The organism is Nocardiopsis sp. YSL2, assembly GCF_030555055.1.
Classification (GTDB): Bacteria; Actinomycetota; Actinomycetes; order Streptosporangiales; family Streptosporangiaceae; genus Nocardiopsis.
This window is the reverse complement of sequence record NZ_JAMOAO010000001.1, coordinates 4,255,516-4,275,876: the sequence shown is the minus strand read 5'-3', so window position 1 is coordinate 4,275,876 and position 20,361 is coordinate 4,255,516. Positions and strand designations below refer to the sequence as shown.

The following is a 20,361-nucleotide window of genomic DNA, read 5'->3' as shown; positions in this document are numbered from 1 at the left end:
CGGACGTCCACCACACGGCCACGGAAGCGATACGCGCCCTTCCCCGCCCGGGACGGGACGCGGGGCACGCGGTCCTGGCCGCTACCGCTCGTCGTAGGACTCCGTGACCGAGGTGGACAGCGGGAAGCGGACCGGTGTGTCCCCGAACAGCGTCGTGCGGGTGCGGGTCTCGGCCTCGGCGACCGCGCGCACGGTCTCGTCGGCGCACTCGCGGGGCACGTGCAGTACGACCTCGTCGTGCACGAAGAAGACGATCCCCGCGCCCGCGGGCAGCTCCGGCAGGCCCTGGCGCAGCGCCGCCAGCATGACCAGCGCCCACTCGGCGGCGCTCGCCTGGACGACGAAGTTGCGGGTGAAGCGGCCGTGGGCGCGCCGTCGGCGCTCGCCGTCGGGCCCGGCCGTGCGCACCTGCCAGTCGGTCGGCGCGGGCGAGGTCCGGCCCAGCCAGGACCGCACGATGCCCCCGCCCTCCCCCACGCGCGCGGCCGCGTCCACGTACTCCAAGGCGCGCGGGTACAAGCGGCGCATCGTGGCCAGCAGCGGCGCCGCGTCACCGCCGGTCTGGCCGTACATGGCCGACAGCACACCGATCTTGGCGCGCTCGCGGTCCCCGCCCACCTGGTCGGCCAGCCGCGCGTACAGGTCGTCCTCCGCGGCCGCGGCCGCCAGGGCGGCGTCGCCGGAGACCGCGGCCAGGACGCGGGGTTCGAGCTGTCCGGCGTCGGCCCGGACCAGGACCCAGCCGGGGTCGGCGCGCACCGCGCGGCGGACCGCCTTGGGGATCTGCAGCGCCCCTCCCCCACGGGTGGCCCACCGGCCGGAGACGACTCCGCCGACGACGTAGTCGGGCTGGAAGCGGCCGAGGCGGAGCCCGTCGGGTCCGGGGCGCTCGCGGACCCAGGTCTCCAGCCACGTCCAGCCGTTGGCCGAGTGCAGGCGGGACAGCTCCTTGTACCGCAGGAGGAGGGGCACGACGGGGTGGTCGACGCGTTCCAGCTCCCAGGAGCGGGTGGAGGACACGGGGTGGCCGATCCACGCCATGGCCTTGAGGACCTGGGCGGGCGAGTCGGGGTTGACGTCGCGGCCGACGGTGTCGGAGATGCGGGCGGCGAGGTCGGCGAGGACCGCGGGCCGCTGCCCCGCCGGGGGCCGCGGGCCGAGGAGCGCGGTGAGGACCTCGTCGTGCACGTCCGGCCGCAGGGGCAGGCCGTCGTAGCTCATCTCGGCGGCGGCGAGGCCGCCCGCCGACTCCACGGCGGCCAGCAGTTCCACGCGCTCGCGGTCGGGCAGCGCGGCCAGGCGCCGCCGCTGGTCGTCGTGCACCTCCACGAGGGCGGCGAGCCGGTCGGTCCCGGGCGGCAGCGTGGAGCGGTCGGCCTCGAACAGAGCGGGTTGGGCCGCCGTGCCCTCGCCCAGGGGGCGCACGGGGTCCTCGGGCACGGGCCGGTCGTGCAGCCGGGCCCAGGCCGCGCCGAGGGAGTGCGGTTCGGCGTGGCGGACGTCGTGTCCCAGCAGGAGCGCCTCGGTCAGGGCGGCGTCGTGGCAGCGCGACACCCGCGTACCGGCCCGGACGAGGTCGGGGTAGACGTCCTCGCTCGCCGACCAGACCCATCTGGGCGGTTGCGCCCGCGCCGCACCGGCGCCGGGGGCCGTGCGCCGCGGGCGGCGGCCCTCCTCCTCGGTGCGCCGGACCGCCTCCGCGAGGTCGGAGACGCGGTGGACCGGGCCGGGGGTCCCGTCCAGTTCCTGGATCCACCCGCCGCCCTCGCCGTCGGCGACCACCGCGATCCGCATAGGACCAGTGTGGCCTGCTCCGACGACGTTCCGGCCGAGGCCGGCTGCTCAGCGGCCGGGGCGCACCACGTTGGCCAGGGGCCTGCCGGCCGCCCACCGGGCGAGCTGGTCGTCCATGAAGGCGCGGGCACGCGGGTAGAAGGCCGCAGACCCCCCGGCCACGTGCGGTGTCAGGTACACCCCGGGCCGGTCCCACAGCGGGTGCTCCGCCGGCAGCGGCTCGGGGTCGGTGACGTCCAGGGCCGCGCGGACCCGCCCGTTCTGGGCGAGCAGCGCTTCGGTGTCCAGTACCGGGCCGCGGCCCACGTTCACCACGAGCGCGTCGTCGGGCAGCAGGGCGAACTCGGCGGGACCGAACAGCCCGCGCGTGTGGTCGGTCAGCGGGGTGGCCAGGACCACGATGTCGGCGTCGGGCAGCAGGCCGTGCAGTGCGCCGATCCCGTGCACGCCCTCGTCCGGCCTGGCTCGGCCGGCCACCCGCACGACGTCGGTCTCGAACGGCACCAGGCGGCGCTCGATCGCCTGCCCGATGCTGCCGTAGCCGACGATCACCACGCGGCTGTCGGCCAGCGAGCGCTGGGGGACCGACTCCCACCGGTGGTCCCTCTGGTCCAGGGCCCAGCGGGGCAGGTCGCGCTGGGCGGCGAGGATGAGTGCCAGGGCGTGCTCGGCGGTGCTGGCGTCGTGGAGTCCGCGCCCGTTGCACAGGGTCACGTGGTCGGGGACCAGGGGCAGGACCTGCTCGTAGCCGGCCGACACCAGTTGGAGGACCTCCAGGGAGGGCAGCCGGGACAACAGGTCCAGGCGCTCGTCGACGCCCTGCGTGGAGGGCGCGTAGGGCACCTGGTAGAAGGCCACGTCCTCCAGGCCGGTCTCCGGGGCGGGTCCCCCGGCATAGGTGTCGACGTGCAGGGAGCTCGGCGCGTTGTCCCGGTTCTGCTCCCACTGCACGAGTGCTGTGCCGCCCATGAAGCCGCACCCCTCCGCTCGGCTCGGTCCGTGTCGAGGCCACCCTAACCGCACGCCGTGAGGACCCCGGATCGGTCAGCGGGCGCGCCCGGCCAGCTCGTAGCAGGCCACGGCCGCTGCGGCGGTGACGTTGAGGGAGTCGATGTCGCGGTCGGCCATGGGGATGTGGACCCTGGCGGAGGCGCGCTCCAGCCAGCGCGAGGACAGCCCGTCCCCCTCGGTGCCCAGCAGCAGGCCGACGCGGTCGTCGGGGCCGAGCGCGGCCACGGCCTCGCGCAGGGGCAGCGAGTCGGCTCCGGGGGTGAGCGCCATCAGGGAGAACCCCGCGTCGCGCAGGGTGTCCAGTCCTCCGTACCAGTCGTCCAGGCGGGTGTAGGGCAGGGTGAACACCGCGCCCATCGACACCTTGACGGCCCGCCGGTAGAGGGGGTCCGCGCAGCGCGGGGCGAGCACGACGGCGTCGACGCCGAGTCCGGCGGCGCTGCGGAAGATGGCGCCCACGTTGGTGTGGTCCACCAGGTCCTCCAGGACGACGATGCTCCGAGCACCGGCCAGGACCTCGTGCAGCGAAGGAAGGGCGCGGCGCCGGTAGGCGGCCAGCGCGCCGCGGTGCAGGTCGAAGCCGACCAGCCGCTCGGCGGTCTCCTCGCTGACCACGTACAGCGGAGCGTCCGAAGCGGCGACCAGGTCGTCCAGCGCCTCGGCGCGGCGCTCGGTGAGCAGGAAGCTGCGCGGTTCGAAGCCCGCGGCCGCCGCGCGGCGGATGACCTTGTCCCCTTCGGCCATGAACAGGCCGTGTTCGGCCTCCAGGTGGCGGCGCAGGTTCACGTCGCGCAGGCGGGTGTAGTCGGCCAGGCGCGGATCGGCGGGGTCACTGACCTTGATGACGTCCATGTCCACCCATTATCCAGCGGTGGAGCACTGCCCCGGAGGCGGGCAGGGGGGAGGCGTGCGGGGGACGGGTCAGCCGATCCGGTCGGTGACGGCGCGCAGGCGCTGCCAGCGGGCCTCCTCGCAGGAGCCCTTGCGGGAGAGGGTGGTCTCGACCTCCATGCCCTCCCAGGTCCCCACGATGGTCGCCTGCTGGGGACCGTAGACCTTGTCCGTGCAGACGGTGCCCTCGCGCACCTCGGTGAACAGCTGCTCGACGCCGGGGTCGACGGCGGTGGTCGGCTCCCCGGAGCCGTCGGCCTCCCCGTCCTCGTCCTTCGCCCCGCCTTCGGCCGCGCGTGCTCCGGCGTCATCGGCGCCGCCGATGGTGTCCACGGGGTCCGAACCGAGCTCGGCCGCGGCCTCGGCCAGCGCGGCGCAGGTCTCGGGGTCCTCCTCGGCGTCACCGGAGCAGGTCAGGGTCTGTACCCAGGCCCGGTCCCGGTCGCTGACCTGGATCCGCAGGGATCCGACGGGGGCCCGCTGTTCGACCTCCTCGGGCGCCTCCACCACCGGGCCGGACTCCACCGTCGCCGCGGAGGTGGCGGTGTGCGCCTGCTCCGGGGGCAGCATCGAGGGCCCGACCAGTACCGCGTACGCCGCCGCGCCGACGGTGCAGGCGCCGACGAGCAGGTAGGTGCCGAGCGCACCTCGGCCGCGGTGGTCACTGTGCGATGGGGACATGCCAAAACCCTCGGGGGTCGGTGGACACGTGGTCGTCAGTCCGCGCGCGACAGGGGCAGCGCATCGATCTGAAGCCAGGAGCGGGGCCCAAGTGTAACGGTGGGGTCGGTGTGCACTCGGGTGGGCACAGTAACAAAGCGATCACCTCAGCTCGACCACCGGGCGCCGCCACCGAGGGCCGACCGGCCTCTTCCGCTCCGCCATTACCAGCGAGTAAGGTCCTGGTGAAGAATCGTTCGCGACAGGCTCCCGGACGTTCGCGTTCACCCTCGTGTGATGCCTGCCTCCGCGTGAAGGTTCACACACGCCTCCGTGTGCGCCGGGCGCGGCGCCCCGTGGCACCACCGGCGCCTCCGACCGGACGCGCCCGGGAGCAGCCCAGCCAGACCCCGGAGTGCCCGTGTCCAGTGGACGCCACCGCATCGCCTCACCGGCCGTCTCGACCACCCGCCGAGTGGTCAGGTCCCCGTTGGGCTTCACCGTGATCGCCATCGCGCTCATCACGCTGGCCGCGGTCGCCGTCCCGGTCGGCCTGAACATGCTCGGCTGCGGCGACACGCGCTACCTGCGGGTGTCGGCGACCCAGAGCATGGCCCCCGTGCTCCGGGAGGCCGCCACCGAGTTCAACGGGGACCGTCCCATCTACGGCGGCGACTGCGTCTACGCACAGGTCGACGAGATCGCTCCGCACCGGATCATGGCCGCGGTCTCCGGCGGCCGCTCCGGGGACTCCACCATCGCCCCGCACGTGTGGGTGCCCGAGTCCTCCGCGTGGGTGGAGCTGGCGCGCGTGTCCGAGGGCGGCGCGCAGGGCATCGAGACCGACCCGCCGTCGCTGGCCAATTCCCCCGTGGTGCTGGCCGCGCCCGAGGGCGCCGAGGGGCTGCCCGACCCCGGGGACGCGAGCTGGACGCTGGTCCTGCCGGGAGAGCGCGAGCCCGAGCGACCCCTCGTGATGGTCGACCCCAACCGCGGTGCCGACGGCATGACGGTCATGCACGCGGTCCGCCGCCACCTGGGCACCGGCGACGACGCCGACACCGCCATGACCGACTTCGTGCGCGACGTCCAGCTCGACAGCGCCTTCGGGGAGATCGACCTGGGCACCTTCTTCACCGGTTCCCCGGCGGCGCGGGACCGGGTGGCCCCGCTCATCGCCGCACCCGAGCAGGCCGTGGTGTCCTACAACAGCACCCGTGCGCAGAACGCCCCCGCCCTGGAGTCGCTCTACCCGTCCGAGGGCACGGTCGGCCTGGACTACCCCTACGTGACCGTCACCGGCGACGCGTCCCTGCGGTCGGCCGCCGCGGACCTCTACGAGGTGCTCCGCGACGACGCCTACCGCACGCGCCTGCGGGAACTGGGCTTCCGCGACCCCGGCGGCCGGGCGGCGGCCGACCTGGCCGAGCAGCCGGGTGTGACGGCCGAGGAGCCGCCCACGCACGAGGACCTGACCGGCGACGCGCTGCTGGCGTCGGTCACCGACTGGAACCGTCTGTCCATGCCCAGCCGCGCCCTGGTGCTCGCCGACACCTCGGAGAACATGGCGGACGACCTCGACGGCGGCCCGAGCCGGATGGACGTCGCCCGGCAGGCGGCGCTGACGGGTCTGTCGCTCTTCCCCGACGAGACGGACATGGGACTGTGGCTGATGTCCGACGAACTCGGCGAGCGGGGACGCGAGGAGGCCGCCGACCTGCGCGAACTCGGGGTGGCGACCTCGGGCGCCGACATCACCCGCCGGCAGGAGCTCGTGGGCGTCGCCGAGGACATCGAGGTGGAGGGCGGCGGCCCCCGGCTCTACGACAACATCCTGGACGCCTTCGACGAGGTACAGGCCCGCTACGACGAGGACAAGATCAACAGCGTCATCCTGCTGACCGCGGGGGCCGACGACGGCTCCAGCGACCTGTCGCACGGTGAACTGGTGGCGGCGCTCCAGGACCGGTTCGACCCCGACCGGCCGGTGAGCCTGTTCGTCATCGCGTTCGGTGCCCAGGCCGAGGAGGACCGGCTGCGACGGATCACCGCGGCGACGAGTGGCTCGCTCTTCGTCACCGACGACCCGGACGAGATCGGCGACATCTTCCTCAGCTCGATCTCCCGGCGGCTCTGCGTGCCCGACTGCGACAGCTGAGACCGCACGGGCGCGGTCGCCCGGCCGGATTTCGGCTCGGAGTCGTCTCGATTAGATAACGGAACAGAATTTCGGACGAGCCGCTTCATGTTCACTTGGGCGCGAGCCAGGGTTCGGATCACCCGAGGTGACCGGTACTGCTTCGCCCCCCGATCCTCTCCGTCACCGGACGAGCACCCGAAGAACGGACGTAAGCGGCATGCGCTCCACATGACCTGTTGAGTACCGTTCCCACCAGTAACACCCCAGTGGTCGGATGCGTCCCGTTGCGGACCGGACAGATCGGCCGCTCCCCGGACCCCCGGAACACACCCCCTGTACGACTCTCCGGCCGTACACCACCCCGTGAGGAATGCTGTGGGACGTCACCGCGGAAGATACGCAGAAGAGCCCCCGAGCCGGGACAGGCGTCGGCGCGGCCGCGGCGGAGCCTTCGCCGCCCTGGCCGCCGCGATGGTCATCGTGATCGGCCTCGCCGTGGCGGGCGTCTACGTGTTCGGGCAGCCGGACGGATGCCGCGGCGCCGACGTCGGACTCGACGTCGCGGCCGCGCCGGAGATCGCCCCCGCCCTGAACGACGTCGCCTCGGACTTCAACGCCGAGGAGCGACAGGTGGACGGGGCGTGCGTGCGGGTCAGCGTGCGCGCGGTCGACTCCGCCAACGTCGCCTTCGGCATCACCGGCGCGGGCGCGACCATGGGCGACACCGACTCCGACGTCTGGGTCCCCGACTCCAGCGTGTGGACGCAGCTGGTCGAGAGCCAGTCCGGCGACGCCGTCATCACCGAGACCGGCACCTCCGTGGCCCGCTCCCCGCTGGTCCTGGCCGAGCTCGCCGAGTTCACCGAGGGCTCCGGTGAGGACGTCCAGTGGTCGGACGTGATCCCCACGAGCGCCCCCGACGAGGAGGCCGGCCACACGGTGCGCGTGGTCGACCCCGCGCGCAGCTCCACCGGTCTGGGCACGCTCTACCTGCTGCAGGGCGCCCTGGAGGAGGCCAGTCCCGACAGCGACACCTTCAACGCGTACATGACCGCGGCCCTGCAGTCCCTGCACCAGGGCGCGTCCTCCGACGAGGAGGCGGCCTTCCTGGCCATGAGCGGCGGCGGCTCCGAGGCCCCGCCGGTCATGGTCATGTCGGAGCAGGCCGTGTGGCGCTACAACGCCGCGCACGACGACGCCGCCGCCCAGGCCCGCTACCTGCAGGGCGGCACCTACTACCTCGACTACCCCTACGTGGTGCGCAGCGAGGAGAGCGAGATCACCCGCGCCGCGGACCTGTTCCGCGAGGCCGTGCGCACCCCCGGGGCGGTGGAGCGCTACCTCGCCGACGGCTTCCGCGGCTCCGAAGGCGCGGTCGACACCTCCGTGCTCACCGAGGAGGTCGGGTTCCGCGAGGAGGAGCCCGCGGAGCTCGCGGCACCGTCGGGCAGAGAGATCACCGAGCTCACCCGGACCTGGAACCAGCTGAAGATGGAGTCGCGGGTCCTGACGATCGTCGACGTGTCCGGCTCGATGCTCGCCGAGGTGCCCGGAACCGGCATGACCCGGATGCAGGTGACGACCGCCGCGGCGACGGAGGGCCTGCAGATGTTCGCCCCCACCGCCGAGCTGGGCGTGTGGCAGTTCTCCACCAACGTCAACAACAACCTCCACTACCAGGAGATCGCCCCGGTCCGCGAACTCCAGGCGACCGACGAGGCCGGCACCGCGCACCGGGACGTGATCGGCGGCGCCCTGGGACAGCTGCAGCCGCTGCCCCAGGGGGACACGGCGCTCTACGACACCTACCTGGCCGCCTACCAGGAGATGTCGCGCACCTACCAGCCGGACCGGACCAACGTCATCCTGATGCTCACCGACGGGGACAACGACAACCCCGGCGGCATGGAGCTCGACCAGCTCCTGAGCGAGATCGACGGCATCGCCAGCGCGTCGCGGCCGATCCCGATCATCACGATCGCGTTCGGCCCCGACGTGCAGAACCTGGAGCCGCTGCAGCAGATCGCCGCGGCCACGGGCGGTGCCGCCTACATGACCGAGGACCCGACGGAGATCGGCGACATCTTCCTCCAGGCGTTCTCGCTGCGCATCGCGGAGGACGAGGAGAACTGACCCCCGCGGCGGCACCGACCGCCGGCAGCGGCCGGGTCGTGGCATCGCGCCACGGCCAGGCCGTCGTCGTTGGGGCCCGAGTGACGGCCGCGCCGTGTGCGCACACGGCGAGCCGGACCCGGAGGTGACAAGAACCTGTCCCGCCCTCGCGGAGATATGGACTTCTCGCGCCCGGTGGCGTACGCAGGGAGTACGGAGCGTACCCAAGGGCTCCTCCTCGACCCACGGGGCCCATACCGACGACGGGATGAGGGAACTGCGATGGCGCAGGCGTGGATGGCGGCCGCCGAGAGGATCCAGGGCCGGGCCGCGGTGGCTCCGCCGGGACGCGGCGCTCCGCGTGCCGTGTGGAGCGTGACCGGCTCCGATCCCTCCGCCCGGTCGGCCGGCCAGGAGGCCCGGCGGCTGCTGGCGCAGCAACGGGAGACCCATCTCGTCTGGAACCCGCTGACCGGTGAGATCGTGCAGCTGCTGCCCGCTACCCGGCGCGGCCGGATCGACCTCGGCGGCACCCACCATGACGAGTGGCACGTCGACCGCGGCCTGGAGGGGCGCGTGTGCCTGGTGGTCGCCGTGGTCGCCCGCCCGGACGCACCCTTCACCGACGGCCCGATGCACGGCCTGGACCCGGTCCTGGCCTGGTTGGACTCCTGGGGGGTGGCGCGGCGCTGGAACGGCGCGCTCCCGGGTGGGGCGGAGGAGCCGGGGAGCCCCGACGAGGCGTCAGCACGTGCCTGGAGCCGCGGCGGGCACTTCGGCCAGGACCACGTACCCGGCTCCGACGCGGCCGGACCCGGCCACGTGGAGCCCGCCCGCCTGCTCGCCCCGTACCCCGGCGTCGAACGGGACACCGCCACCGACCAGGCCAAGAGTGCTTTCGAGCCTGTGACCACCCCGAACGGGCGTCAACCGTCGGCAATCGCCTAGAGGCGCACCGCACGAGGCAATTCACCCGGCACACCTGGAGCACGAGGTTTCGGGGGATCGCTGGTCAAGCACGGCTCGAAAACCCCTTAGTCTGTCGCCCATGGGTGGATCTATCGAGCCGGGTTGGTATGCGGACCCGCAGGGCGACGCGCAGACGCTCAGATGGTGGAACGGTGACGAGTGGACGCGGCATACCCGTTCACTGAGCGAGCTCCAGGGCGGCGCCGCGAGCGCCGACGACGAGGAAGCCGCCACCGCCTACCTGGGCGGACAGGGTCAGGACGGGCCCACGACCGAGGTGGACGAGGACGAGCCGGGCACGGTCCGCCTCGGCCCGTCGTCCCCCGCGCCGGCGTCCCCCGTGGACGACGAGCCCAGCACCATGCGCATCAACCCCTCCTGGTCGCAGGACACGGCCTCGGCACCACCCAGCCCTGAGCCGTCGCCCGCGCACCTGGACGACGAGCCCAGCACCATGCGCATCAGCCCCTCCTGGTCGCAGGACTCCGCCCACGCCCAGCGCCCCCAGACCCCCCTCCCCGTCGACGACGAGCCCAGCACCATGCGGATCGGCCCGTCCTCGCCCCAGCAGAACTCCTCGCCGCCCGCCCCCACCCCTGTGGACGAGGAACCGGGCACGATGCGCATCAGCCCCTCCGCCCGGGGACAGGGGGCCGAGGACGAGGAGCCCACCGCCGACATGGGCGGGGTCGGCGCCACGATGCGCGTGGACCCGGGCGACCTGCAGGGCCACGGCCACCAGGACGACGAACTGCCGACCGCCGCCTACGGCGACGACGACCTGCCCACCACCGACCTCGGCGGCGAAGCCATCGGCGACACTCCGCGCACCGCCGTGTTCGACCCCGGCACCGCCGACGCGCCCCGCACGGCGGTCTTCGATCCGGGCCAGATCGGTGACAGCCCCGGGACCGCGGTGTTGCCCCCCGGCGGCGGGGACGAGGCTCCCCGCACCGCCGTGTTCAACCCCGACGACCCGATGTTCTCCGACGGTTCCGAGACCGACGAGGACGGCCAGCGCAAGAGCGGCTTCAAGGGTCTGCTCGGCCAGCTCAAGGAGGGGTGGGCCGACCTCAGTGAGGAGCGCCGCGAGGAGCGGCTCAAGGCCGAGGAGGAGGCCGCCAAGCAGCGCGAGGAAGAGCGCGTTCGCCTGGAGGCCGAGGCCAAGCAGCGTGAGGAGGAGGCGAAGCAGCGCTGGGAGGAGGCTCAGAAGCGCGCCGAGGAACAGGGCGAGCCGGCACCCGGCCCCGTCGGCGCGCCGGGCGAGCCCCAGCAGCAGGCCGCCGCTCGGCCGGGCCAGGCCCCCGAGCATCCCGCTCCCGGGCAGCCCTCGCCCGGCCAGCCGGTCTCCGGCCATCAGCCGCCGTCAGGGCCGCAGGAGGGCTACCAGCCCCAGCCTCCGGCTCAGACGCCCCCGGGGCAGCCCGCACCCGGACCGCAGCCCCCGTCAGGGCCGCAGCAGGGCTACCAGCACCCGGGCGCGCCCGGCCAGCCCATGTCCGGACCGCAGCCGGCGTTCGGTGCTCCTCCCGGCGCCCCGCCGCAACACGGCGGGTTCCGACCCCCGGGACCGCCTCCCGGCCAACCGCAGCCTCCGACCGGCGCCCAGCAGGGACACCACCAGCCGCACCGCCCGCCCCCGGGCGGTTACCCGCCTCCCGGCGGCTATCCACCGCCCCAGCAGCACGGCGGCCCGGGCATGCCCCCCGGCCCACCGCCGCACCACCTGCAGGGTCCGGCACCCCAGCCGATGGGCCGACCGCCGCAGGGTCCACCGCCCGGCTTCCCTCCCACGCCCGGTGCCAGGAACGGCCCTCCGGGAGGGCCCCCGCACGGAGGCCCCATGGGCGGTCCCCCCGGCGGGCCGCCGCGCCCGCAGTGGGGCCGGCAGGGCCCGGGCGGCCAGCCGCCGCACGCCGCCCCGCGCCCGCAGCAGCCGCCGCCCCGGAAGAAGAAGCGCGGCTGCGGCTGCGGCTGCTTCACCCTGTTCCTGATCACGGCCGTCATCCTGGCGCTGGCCTACGTGCAGATCTGGGGGGTCTACGACTGGATGTACGAGATCCTCGCCGTCGGCTATCCCGGTCAGTACATCTGGAACTGATCCGCTCCACCCGAGGGGCGGTCGGCCCCCTGTCCGGCCGCCCTTCGGCGATCCCCAGCACTCCCCGGCACGCCTTAGGGTGACCGGTATGAACGACTGTCTGGTGTGGATCGACTGCGAGATGACGGGGCTCGACCTCGAGAACGACGCGCTGATCGAAGTGGCCTGTCTGGTCACCGACGATCAGCTCAACATCCTCGACGAGGGTGTCGACCTCGTGGTCAAGCCGCCGCAGGCGGCGCTGGACCAGATGGGCGACTTCGTCCGCGACATGCACACCTCCTCGGGGCTGTTGGAGGAACTGGACCAGGGCATCTCCCTCAAGGAGGCCGAGGACCGGGTCCTGGAGCACATCCGCCAGTACGTCACCGAGCCCCGCAAGGTTCCGCTGTGCGGCAACTCCATCGCCACGGACCGCACCTTCATCGCGCGCGACATGAAGCTCCTGGACGCCTTCCTGCACTACCGGATGGTCGACGTGTCCTCGATCAAGGAGCTGCTGCGCCGCTGGTACCCGCGCGTGTACTACGCGAGCCCGGACAAGAACGGCGGTCACCGCGCCCTCGCCGACATCACGGAGAGCATCAAGGAGCTGCGCTACTACCGCGCCGCCGCCTTCGTGGCCGAGCCCGGTCCCAGCACCACCACGGCCCGCGCGATCGCCGCCGAGGTCGTGGCCGGCGGCACCGGCCGGGAGGCCCGTGAGAAGGCCGCCACACCAGACGGACCCGAAAACTGATCGAAGCACTCCTCCGAGTCCGCTAAGCTTTCATACGTACGCAGGGCCGCGAGGCCAGGCGCACGTGGTGGGTGTAGCTCAGCCGGTAGAGCACTTGGTTGTGGTCCAAGAAGTCGCGGGTTCAAGTCCCGTCACTCACCCCACAAGCTTAAGCCCCTGACCAGCGCAAACGCGCAACGGTCAGGGGCTTTCGCGTTGCCGGGGGTGCACCAGCGGGTGCACAGGGGCAAAGACCCGCCCGGTGAGTGTGCACCACCCATCCCGTCACTCACTTCACGGGCGGGGGTGCACCCGGGTGCACGAAACGGCAACGGCTTGGCACCGAACCCCCGCATCCCGGGGCATCAGCGGCGACATGCGGATGAGCCGGACACCCCTGCTGGCCTGCGAAAAGACTGTCGAGAACCTTCGCCGATTCCCTTCGCTTCCGCCCACAACCAAGCGATGGTCCACGCATGGCAACCATCAACCAGCGCAAACTAGCCGACGGGCGCACCCGCTACTGGGTCAAATGGCGGCTCGGCGGCACCCGCACCGGGGCACCCCAGTCCGAACCCTTCGACACCCACGCCGACGCCCACACCTTCAAACTCCACGTCGAAGCCGCCGGCCACCAATGGCCCGAGAACTGGATACGACGCCAGGGCTGGGCACAAGGGTGGGTCCCCGGACACGGCTGGGTCACCACCGACGAGGACGACGAACCCGAAGCCGAACCGGTCCTGTTCGCCGACTACGCCCGCGACCTCGTCGACTCCATGACCGGCATCGCCGAACGCACCCGCGCCGACTACCACCGCGACCTGGACATCCACCTGATCCCCCGCTTCGGGAAGGTGAACCTGCGCGACCCCGCCCAGCTCAAACCCAAGGACGTACGCGCCTGGGTCAACCACCTGCGCACCGGAGTCCCCGACCCCACGGCCCCACACAGGACCAGCACGCCCAGCCGGGGCCGCAAGAAGGAACCGGGCTGGCTGCGCAAACCCCTAGCGCCCAAGTCCATCCACAACCTCCACGGGCTGCTGTTCACCGTCTGCGAGGCCGCCGTACGCGAGGACCCGCCCCTGCGGCCCTCCAACCCGGCCTCGCGCACCCGCCTGCCCCGCGTCGACGACGGCGAGGGCGAAGCCGACATGTGCTTCCTGACCCGCGAGGAGTTCACCCTGCTGCGTGACTCCATGGCCGAGGACGTACGGGACATGGTCGAGGTGTTCGTGCGCACCGGAATGCGCTACAGCGAACTCACCGCCCTGCAGGTCCGCGACATCACCCTCACGGCCGCCATCGGCTCCGACGGGCAACCGCTCACCCGGGGCCACCTGGACGTGCGGCGGGCGTGGAAACGCTGCCCCGACAACACCTTCCGACTCGGCGCACCCAAGACCCGCAGCTCACGCAGGCGCATCCCGCTCTCACCGCGCACCATCGACCTTCTCCGCCCCCGGTTGGAGGGCAAGGGCCCTGAGGAGTTCGTGTTCACCACCGACCGCGGGTCCTGGTGGCGGCACTCCTCCTTCTACGGGCGCAGGTGGGCACCCGGCGTCAAGGAGGCCCAACGCCGAGGGCTCGGTAAGAAGCCGCGCATCCACGACCTGCGCCACACCCACGTGGCCTGGCTGATCGAGAAGGACGTGCACGTGTTCAAGATCCAGCGCCGCCTGGGCCACACCTCGATCACCACGACCATGGACCGCTACGGGCACCTGGTCACCGACATCGACGACACCATGATCGAAGCCATCGACGGCCCACCCACTCCCCCGGCCCCGCGCACCGACCCCGGCGGCGAACAGCGCCTGCGCCTGATCTCCTAACACCACTGAACCTGGGCATGCCGGTGGGGCGGGCACACACCCGCCCCACCGGTTCATCGTGTCCTGCCCCCTACCGTGTGTGCGGCCACCCGCTGAAGGAGCGCCGCATGGGGGCGACCTGCTGAGCGGCCCGCTCCACGATCTTCTCCAGATCCCCAGCGCTGAACCGCACGTGCTTGCCGAGCCTGCGATGCGGCACTCGCCGCAACCGGACCCGCTCACGCAACCACGACTCCGGGACCGCCAGCACCCACGCCGCCTCAGGAATCGTCAACAACCGCTCCGGCACCGCCCCGTCAGGCCGCTCGTCCTCCGCCACGAACACCTCCCCCACGTTCGTCCCGAGAAGCGGTGCGGATCTGGCGTCGTTCGTCCTCCGAGGCCCCGCCCCACACCCCGTACACCTCGCCGCGCTTCATCGCCTCGGCCAGACAGTTGAGCTGCACCGGGCACACCCGGCACACCCGTTTGGCCGCGCGCACCGACCCGCCCTGCGCGGGAAACCACAGGTCCGGGTCCCTACCCCAACACGCGGCGTAGGCCTGCCAGCCCCCGCCCCGGGGCTCGGGCCGTGTGGGGCCACCAGACGGCCCGTCCGCGCCCGACACACCGCCCCCGCCCGTGGGGCGCGGCTGCCGCGTGCCAGCCGCCATGTGGCCCACCAGCGCCGTCTGCCGATTCACATCCCCCATGTCCGCCCTTTCACCATCCGTCCGGATCCGTCGTCGCTTCCCCCTGACGAACCCTTATGAAGACCGCCCCACCACCGATGCGACATCTGATCCGAGAACGAGGCGGCGTCCACGCAACGCCGTGAACGCTCGCACAGCAGACCGTGAAGCAAGCCACGGCCACCGAGAAAATGACGCACGAGAATACAATGCGCGCGCGATCCCTCTCACTTAGCTGCGTGATCTTGACTGCAGCATCCCTCCACAGAACACCCACAGAAGAACATCAATAAAAGGAAGGCTGTGATGAACAGGAAGGACTAGAAAGGAGGACAGATACGAATCACGGAAGCCTCACACGGGAGGGTGTGCGGGGGCGTTCACGCCCCCGCACACCCCGGGCCCCGCCCGCCCTACGTGAAGACGACTACCCACCTGGGTATACAGCCGGGGCGGCCGGTGGACCACCCAAAAGCCCGAACGACCTGCACTGTGACTGCCGCCAGGGGTGGTCCACCCAAGGCCGGACCACCACGCGGGCACCCCGCCGGACGACTTACAGGACCAGGTACAGGCCCACCGAACGGACCAGGGGTTCACCCCCACCACGGCCCCCGAGCCCGTGAAGGAACACCGTTGAGGAATGACAAGCCCCAGCGTATACCCGCGTTCAGAACAGTCCTCCCAGCAGCACCCCACAGAAGCAGTCAGTTCACCACTTCCGCTGGCTCAGGTGTCCTCTTTCTCTTTCGTCGGATAAGTGTCCGGGATTTCTTCCAACGCCACCCGTTCACGGCCGTTGGCCAGCCGCCAGATCGGCTCGGCAGCACCGTGGACGGCCAGCCGGCGGTGGGTGGTCAGGTAGATCCCCACCGTGCCGGTAAAGTCCCCGGCGAGCTTGCGGGCCGCGTTGTCCTCGCGCTGGTCGGAGTGGACCAGCACCAGCACGATCGAGGGCAACTCGCTCGCCCTGGCCAGGCGCGCGTACCCGGGCATCTTGTTCTTGAGCTGGGTGAGGGTCTCACTGCCGGTGTCGTACTCCACGAACGCGTCCAAGGACACCTCCTGGTGCTCCCAGCGGATGTAGGCGTCGGGGTGGATGTGCCGCCCCCACCTGCGCTCGCACTCGCGTTCTCCGTCCCAGTGCGCCAAAAGGGCGTCGACTTCCGAGGCGCTTTCCTGGAAGACGGCGCGGGTCTCGGCCAGGCCGAGGATGTGGTCCAGGCGGGGCGAGTGAGCCAGCGCCAAGGCCCGGTCGGAGCGGAAGTTCAAAGCGTCGGGCTCCTTGTCCTGGGCCAAGGCGACCAGCACCGCCCCGGTCGGGGACAGGATCCAATGGTCAGGGGCATTGCGATCATGGGCGTGGCGGCGGAAACGGTTGAGGACCCCGTACCGGTACAGGGTCAACAACCGGCTGCGGGCCCGGCGCGGCCCGGCCGCGGTGAAGTAGATGCGGTGCAAATGGTCGGTGGTCATCACCCGGTGCTCCCACAGCCCGATCAGGATCCGCCGGTCCCGATCGGTGATCCGGGGAGCCAACCTCATCAGTGTCTGCTCGTAGTCGTTCACGCTCGTCCTCCACGGTGGTGGCTCTACTGCGCCTATCACTCCCTAAAAGAGCCACCACGAGCACGCGATGCGACATCCAGGAGCAGAATTTCTCAGCTCGAACCGCCTGGAGGGGGATCGGAAGCGGGGTTCAGAACGGGTTCAGAGCAGGTTCAGTCCGTGGTCCGGCTTCATCCGGGGCACGACCACGGGGTGGCACCGCACCTGCGGCGCCACCCCGCTCCCAGACAGACCCGGCGCTCAGCCGCGCATCTCCAGCCAGGTCCTCACCAAACCGGCCAGCTCATCGAACTCCCCTGCACCGCCCGCAGCCGTAGTTCGCTCCCGCCGGCAAGGGACCCCGTTCGGCTCGCGGAACAGGTAGGGGCGGACTCCGCGCACACCGTCATCGTCCACGCACCAGCCCTGCTCCGAGGGGTGGGGCTTGCGAGGCGGCGGTACCCGCACCGGTCCAGGAGAGGAATCCGCGGCCCGACCCGCCACCGGAACACTCCCCGTTCGTGCCCCTTCCAGCTCAAGCCTCGCCGTCCGGCGCCGAGGCAAGGACCACACGTGCCCGGCCGAACCAGTGCCGCGAGGTGGGGCCTCCAGCCGCTCACGACGGACCCCAGCGGGGCTGCACAGCAGCGCGGCGAGCGCCGCCCTGAACAGCCATCGCATCTGCTGCGCCCACCCCTGGATGGGTTTGCGGTGCCTACCGCTAGGCTTCTCCACGATCTCCTCCTGGTCTTCTCAGGTGGGGATTCAGCCCCGGCCTGGTGCCGTGAACACCGGGCTGGGGCGCCTCCACTTCTTCCTGCTGCGTGCGTTGCGCAGTCAGACGGGTGTCACTGGCCCCGGGGTCGTACGCCACCCGGAACTGCACTTCCCACCCACACCACACAAAGGGCACAAAAGGCCCATCCCCTGCGAAAAATGCGCCATTCCCGCCGGGGTGGTCGATGTTCGCTTGGGTCAACGAGGTTCTTCAATACCTGCCGCTCAGAAACGTCACCGGAGCCGGGATCACACGGGCAGGCGGGTCCGTCCGGAACGGTCGAAGGCGGCACGTACGGTCACAGGCCCGCCCTCACCACCGGTGAAGTCCCAGTACAGGGCCATGGCATCGACCAGCGCCAGGCCGTACCCGCCCTCCGCCAAGGCGGGTTCCCGTTCCTCCGTACCGACCCCGGTGGCGACTTCGGGAACGGTGATCCTCCCGCCCGGCCGGGCACCTTCGTCGGTGACGCGGAGCATGAAGAGGAGCTTGCGGCGCTCGATCTCGATCCTCACCCGGCCGCCGAGAAGCCCCGAGGCCGAGTGCTTCAGGGCGTTGGTGTGCAGCTCTGTCAGCGACACCACCAGGGGATGGGCCAGGCACGGTGTCGTCCGCATGGCCTGCACCGCCCATCGGCGCGCGACCTGGAGGTGCTGCGGATCAGGACCGCACACAAGGCCGCTCTTGTCGGGGTCCGTGCAACGGATACGCCTGGGCAGGTCAAGGGACGGCCGGGTGAAAGACATGGAATCCACGGGTTCCTTTCGTCGTCGCTCTGATGGCTGGAGTGAGCCCGTGGCAGAAAGGATGTGGCCTGGAGAAACGAACCGGCGAGGGTGTCCGGATAACCTGCGAATCTTCCAGGAGGCTCTGGAATTTTCTGGAAAACTCCCACGGGCTTCGGCCGTATGTGGTCCGATGGTCGACATGACCCCCGACGAACGCACCTTGAAGGTTTTCGGGCGCGAAGTACGCAGGCTACGAACCGAGGCCGAGTTGACCCAGGAGGCCGTCGCACGCCGCATCGGCCAGCGCGGCACGGCGGTCAGTAACTCCCACGTGTCTGACATCGAGAAGGGCAAGGCAGTACCGCGACCGTGGCTGCGCCGGGCTCTCGACGAGATCCTGCAAGGCGGTGGACGCCTGGAACGGCTCTGGGAAGAACTCACCGGGTCCGGACGCCGCGCGTGGCTGCACGAGGTGGCCGAGCGCACCCACGGAGCCGACGCCCTGTACGAATACCAGGCCCTGGTGTTCCCGGTGTATCTCCAAACCGAGGCCTACTCGCGCGCCGTGATCCGCTACGGTGCTCCATGGCTGTCCACCAATGAACTCGCCGAACGTGCCCAGCAACGAGCCCGGCGAGCCCAGCAGATGGCCAAGGCTCTCTCCCCCGTCATCTGGCTCGTCGTGGACCAGTCCCTACTCATGCGCCGCTACGGGTCCCCCGGGGTCCAGATGGAACAGCTCCGGTACGTCGAGGACCTCGTGGAGAAGGAACGGATCAACCTCTTGGTCGTCCCCGTGGACGAACCCCGCCATGCGGGGAACAACGGCCCGTTCCGAGTCATCACCTCGGCCGACCAACCTGAAGTGGTCTACGTCGAGTCGGCCCATCAAGGCCAGATCATCACCGCGACCAACGAGGTGGGACGCTACCGCATGTGGTTCGCAGCCCTCCAGGGCGTGGCATGGGGACCAGGTGAGACCCTGAGGGCCATCCGAGACGAGATAAAGAGGATCAACGGTGACTGACTGGCACAAGTCGTCCTATAGCGGCGGCAACAACGAGTGTGTTGAAGTCCGCGAACACAGCGACGGAACAGACGTACGTGACACTCAGAACCGCGATTCGGGACACCTGTCCTTCCGCAGCCCCGAATGGAGCGCCTTCGTCAACACGCTGCGCTCCAACAGCGGATAAGCGCCTACGGTGTCGTCTCGCCGTTCTCCATGTAGATCGTCGCGCCTTCCTGACGGGCGCGTGCGCCATGGACGACCCGCCGCACGAGCCGTGGGATCGTCACCTCCGCGATCGAGGCCACGTCATGGAACTCGTACCCGGTCAGCTCAGCCGGGTCCAGGGCGATCTGGTCCAGCGACCCCTGGTCGAGCACTCCCCCGTCGAAGACGAACAACTGCTTGTCACCCTCGGAGGGGTTGGGTGCCCAGTCGACGACCAAGAGTCGCCCGATCGGCGGAGTGATGCCCAACTCCTCCTTCACCTCCCGAGCCACAGCCTGAGTGGGTGTCTCCCCGTGCTCGATGTAGCCGCCGGGGATGTCCAGGTAGTTCTTGTAGGAGGGAACCACCATCATCACCCGACCGAGGTGGTCGAAGAACAGGGCGCCGGCGGCTACCCGAGGACGGGAAAAGGATTCCGTGGGATCTGAGGCCATGCCCCGACACTAACGATCCCGGCGCCAGGGCGTTCTCCTCCAGCACCCAAGGCTCAACACGTCCAGGCTGCGGTTCATCCCTTCGCATAGAAGTCGGGCGCACCGCGGCCAGCATTCACTCCACGCCGAAGCGCAGATCGGCGATGGCGGACAGGTCGATACCGTAGCGGGCATAGACCTTGGTCGTGTTCACTCCCGTCAGGTCTGCTTCTCTGTATCCGAGCAGGGCCGCGACGCGCACCACCTCAGTGCGGCTGTTTGCCTCGATTTCCAGGTATGCGGGAATGCGCGGCCAGGAGTCGATCTCCAACTGCGCCCCGTCCAGCGAGAAGCTGTGCCTGCGGTTCTCCTGGTACGCCTTGGGTGCGTAACCGAGCTTGCCCAGCAGGGCGTTGGCGGTCTCGAAGTCACCGACTTGCGTCTCAGTCTCGCGGGTGCCGCCGATGGCGTCGGAGTCGATCTCCTTGACCGTCAGCGTGACCTGGCTACCGGTGTCGCGCAGACGTACCCATCGGGAGGCATCCCCGGGTTCGATGTCGTAGACGTAGCGGCGCTGGAGCACCTCCCCCAGATCCTCGCCGCCCTTGTCGAGAATGAGCCCGGCCACCTGGCCAGGATCGATGTCCAGCACCTTGGCCTCGTACTCGATCATGCTCATGTCGTCGGGATCCCTTCCTTGCCCTGCGTCTTCGCCAGATGAGTGGTGAGGGTGCAGCGGTCGGCCACCAGCC

18 protein-coding genes and 1 tRNA gene are annotated in these 20,361 nt (G+C 70.9%); 9 read left to right on the top strand and 10 right to left on the bottom strand.

From position 1 onward, the window contains the following. Positions 1-81 precede the first annotated feature (81 nt). From M1P99_RS18910 to M1P99_RS18895, 4 genes are all read right to left on the bottom strand, one after another. Entirely contained in the window at positions 82-1,794 is a 1,713-nt protein-coding gene (locus M1P99_RS18910; RefSeq protein WP_304453929.1) for a bifunctional 3'-5' exonuclease/DNA polymerase, read from the bottom strand. 48 nt (positions 1,795-1,842) lie between these two features. Beyond that, entirely contained in the window at positions 1,843-2,763 is a 921-nt protein-coding gene (locus M1P99_RS18905) for a 2-hydroxyacid dehydrogenase (protein ID WP_304453928.1), read from the bottom strand. Between the two features lie 75 nt (positions 2,764-2,838). Then, entirely contained in the window at positions 2,839-3,657 is an 819-nt protein-coding gene (locus tag M1P99_RS18900) for an RNA methyltransferase (RefSeq protein ID WP_304453927.1), read from the bottom strand. Between the two features lie 69 nt (positions 3,658-3,726). Further along, the gene (locus tag M1P99_RS18895; protein WP_304453926.1) at positions 3,727-4,377 is read right to left on the bottom strand and encodes a hypothetical protein; all 651 of its coding nucleotides are present in this window, start codon (positions 4,375-4,377) and stop codon (positions 3,727-3,729) included. 400 nt (positions 4,378-4,777) lie between these two features. On the opposite strand from M1P99_RS18895, the gene M1P99_RS18890 reads away from it, so the two are divergent. From M1P99_RS18890 to M1P99_RS18860, 7 genes are all read left to right on the top strand, one after another. Further along, complete coding sequence (locus M1P99_RS18890; RefSeq protein ID WP_304453925.1) at positions 4,778-6,514, top strand: substrate-binding domain-containing protein; 1,737 nt, start codon at positions 4,778-4,780, stop codon at positions 6,512-6,514. Positions 6,515-6,871: 357 nt separating this feature from the next. Continuing rightward, complete coding sequence (locus tag M1P99_RS18885) at positions 6,872-8,629, top strand: substrate-binding domain-containing protein (RefSeq protein WP_304453924.1); 1,758 nt, start codon at positions 6,872-6,874, stop codon at positions 8,627-8,629. A 261-nt stretch (positions 8,630-8,890) separates the two neighbouring features. Continuing rightward, a complete protein-coding gene (locus tag M1P99_RS18880; protein WP_304453923.1) occupies positions 8,891-9,556 on the top strand; it encodes a hypothetical protein in 666 nt (221 codons plus the stop codon). 100 nt (positions 9,557-9,656) lie between these two features. Then, positions 9,657-11,678: a hypothetical protein gene (locus M1P99_RS18875; protein ID WP_304453922.1), complete on the top strand. Its 2,022-nt coding sequence runs from the start codon at positions 9,657-9,659 to the stop codon at positions 11,676-11,678. A gap of 88 nt (positions 11,679-11,766) precedes the next feature. Then, a complete protein-coding gene (gene orn / locus M1P99_RS18870; RefSeq protein WP_304453921.1) occupies positions 11,767-12,417 on the top strand; it encodes an oligoribonuclease in 651 nt (216 codons plus the stop codon). Between the two features lie 67 nt (positions 12,418-12,484). Continuing rightward, a tRNA-His gene (locus tag M1P99_RS18865) sits at positions 12,485-12,560 on the top strand. Between the two features lie 312 nt (positions 12,561-12,872). Then, positions 12,873-14,234 (top strand): site-specific integrase, encoded by a 1,362-nt coding sequence (locus tag M1P99_RS18860; RefSeq protein ID WP_304453920.1) that lies wholly within the window; start codon positions 12,873-12,875, stop codon positions 14,232-14,234. A 70-nt stretch (positions 14,235-14,304) separates the two neighbouring features. Here M1P99_RS18860 and M1P99_RS18855 read toward each other — a convergent pair whose 3' ends face one another. The 4 genes from M1P99_RS18855 to M1P99_RS18840 all read right to left on the bottom strand — a co-directional run bounded on the left by M1P99_RS18855 (position 14,305) and on the right by M1P99_RS18840 (position 17,977). Beyond that, a complete protein-coding gene (locus M1P99_RS18855; protein ID WP_304453919.1) occupies positions 14,305-14,553 on the bottom strand; it encodes a helix-turn-helix domain-containing protein in 249 nt (82 codons plus the stop codon). Further along, positions 14,531-14,887, bottom strand: a complete 357-nt coding sequence (locus tag M1P99_RS18850) for a WhiB family transcriptional regulator (protein ID WP_304453918.1) — start codon at positions 14,885-14,887, stop codon at positions 14,531-14,533. Before M1P99_RS18850 ends, M1P99_RS18855 begins: the two co-directional genes overlap by 23 nt. Positions 14,888-15,634: 747 nt before the next feature. Further along, a complete protein-coding gene (locus tag M1P99_RS18845) occupies positions 15,635-16,474 on the bottom strand; it encodes a replication-relaxation family protein (RefSeq protein ID WP_304453917.1) in 840 nt (279 codons plus the stop codon). Positions 16,475-17,479: 1,005 nt separating this feature from the next. Beyond that, the gene (locus tag M1P99_RS18840; RefSeq protein ID WP_304453916.1) at positions 17,480-17,977 is read right to left on the bottom strand and encodes an ATP-binding protein; all 498 of its coding nucleotides are present in this window, start codon (positions 17,975-17,977) and stop codon (positions 17,480-17,482) included. A gap of 181 nt (positions 17,978-18,158) precedes the next feature. Here M1P99_RS18840 and M1P99_RS18835 point away from each other — a divergent pair, with 181 nt between their 5' ends. Together M1P99_RS18835 and M1P99_RS18830 are read left to right on the top strand one after the other, a co-directional pair. Then, positions 18,159-18,986, top strand: a complete 828-nt coding sequence (locus M1P99_RS18835; protein WP_304453915.1) for a helix-turn-helix transcriptional regulator — start codon at positions 18,159-18,161, stop codon at positions 18,984-18,986. Next, positions 18,979-19,155, top strand: a complete 177-nt coding sequence (locus tag M1P99_RS18830; RefSeq protein WP_304453914.1) for a DUF397 domain-containing protein — start codon at positions 18,979-18,981, stop codon at positions 19,153-19,155. The genes M1P99_RS18835 and M1P99_RS18830 overlap by 8 nt, the downstream gene beginning before the upstream one ends. Positions 19,156-19,159: 4 nt before the next feature. Here M1P99_RS18830 and M1P99_RS18825 read toward each other — a convergent pair whose 3' ends face one another. Continuing rightward, a complete protein-coding gene (locus M1P99_RS18825; protein ID WP_304453913.1) occupies positions 19,160-19,630 on the bottom strand; it encodes an NUDIX hydrolase in 471 nt (156 codons plus the stop codon). Positions 19,631-19,745: 115 nt separating this feature from the next. Further along, the gene (locus tag M1P99_RS18820; RefSeq protein WP_304453912.1) at positions 19,746-20,288 is read right to left on the bottom strand and encodes a class IV adenylate cyclase; all 543 of its coding nucleotides are present in this window, start codon (positions 20,286-20,288) and stop codon (positions 19,746-19,748) included. Between the last annotated feature and the right edge of the window lie 73 nt (positions 20,289-20,361).

Bases quoted from the DNA above. Each gene is read 5' to 3' on its own strand.
- M1P99_RS18840 (WP_304453916.1), bottom strand. From the start codon at position 17,977: ATGTCTTTCACCCGGCCGTCCCTTGACCTGCCCAGGCGTATCCGTTGC.
- M1P99_RS18875 (WP_304453922.1), top strand. From the start codon at position 9,657: ATGGGTGGATCTATCGAGCCGGGTTGGTATGCGGACCCGCAGGGCGAC.
- orn (WP_304453921.1), top strand. From the start codon at position 11,767: ATGAACGACTGTCTGGTGTGGATCGACTGCGAGATGACGGGGCTCGAC.
- M1P99_RS18820 (WP_304453912.1), bottom strand. From the start codon at position 20,288: ATGAGCATGATCGAGTACGAGGCCAAGGTGCTGGACATCGATCCTGGC.
- M1P99_RS18825 (WP_304453913.1), bottom strand. From the start codon at position 19,630: ATGGCCTCAGATCCCACGGAATCCTTTTCCCGTCCTCGGGTAGCCGCC.
- M1P99_RS18900 (WP_304453927.1), bottom strand. From the start codon at position 3,657: ATGGACGTCATCAAGGTCAGTGACCCCGCCGATCCGCGCCTGGCCGAC.
- M1P99_RS18905 (WP_304453928.1), bottom strand. From the start codon at position 2,763: ATGGGCGGCACAGCACTCGTGCAGTGGGAGCAGAACCGGGACAACGCG.
- M1P99_RS18860 (WP_304453920.1), top strand. From the start codon at position 12,873: ATGGCAACCATCAACCAGCGCAAACTAGCCGACGGGCGCACCCGCTAC.
- M1P99_RS18910 (WP_304453929.1), bottom strand. From the start codon at position 1,794: ATGCGGATCGCGGTGGTCGCCGACGGCGAGGGCGGCGGGTGGATCCAG.
- M1P99_RS18850 (WP_304453918.1), bottom strand. From the start codon at position 14,887: ATGGCGGCTGGCACGCGGCAGCCGCGCCCCACGGGCGGGGGCGGTGTG.
- M1P99_RS18835 (WP_304453915.1), top strand. From the start codon at position 18,159: ATGACCCCCGACGAACGCACCTTGAAGGTTTTCGGGCGCGAAGTACGC.
- M1P99_RS18880 (WP_304453923.1), top strand. From the start codon at position 8,891: ATGGCGCAGGCGTGGATGGCGGCCGCCGAGAGGATCCAGGGCCGGGCC.
- M1P99_RS18895 (WP_304453926.1), bottom strand. From the start codon at position 4,377: ATGTCCCCATCGCACAGTGACCACCGCGGCCGAGGTGCGCTCGGCACC.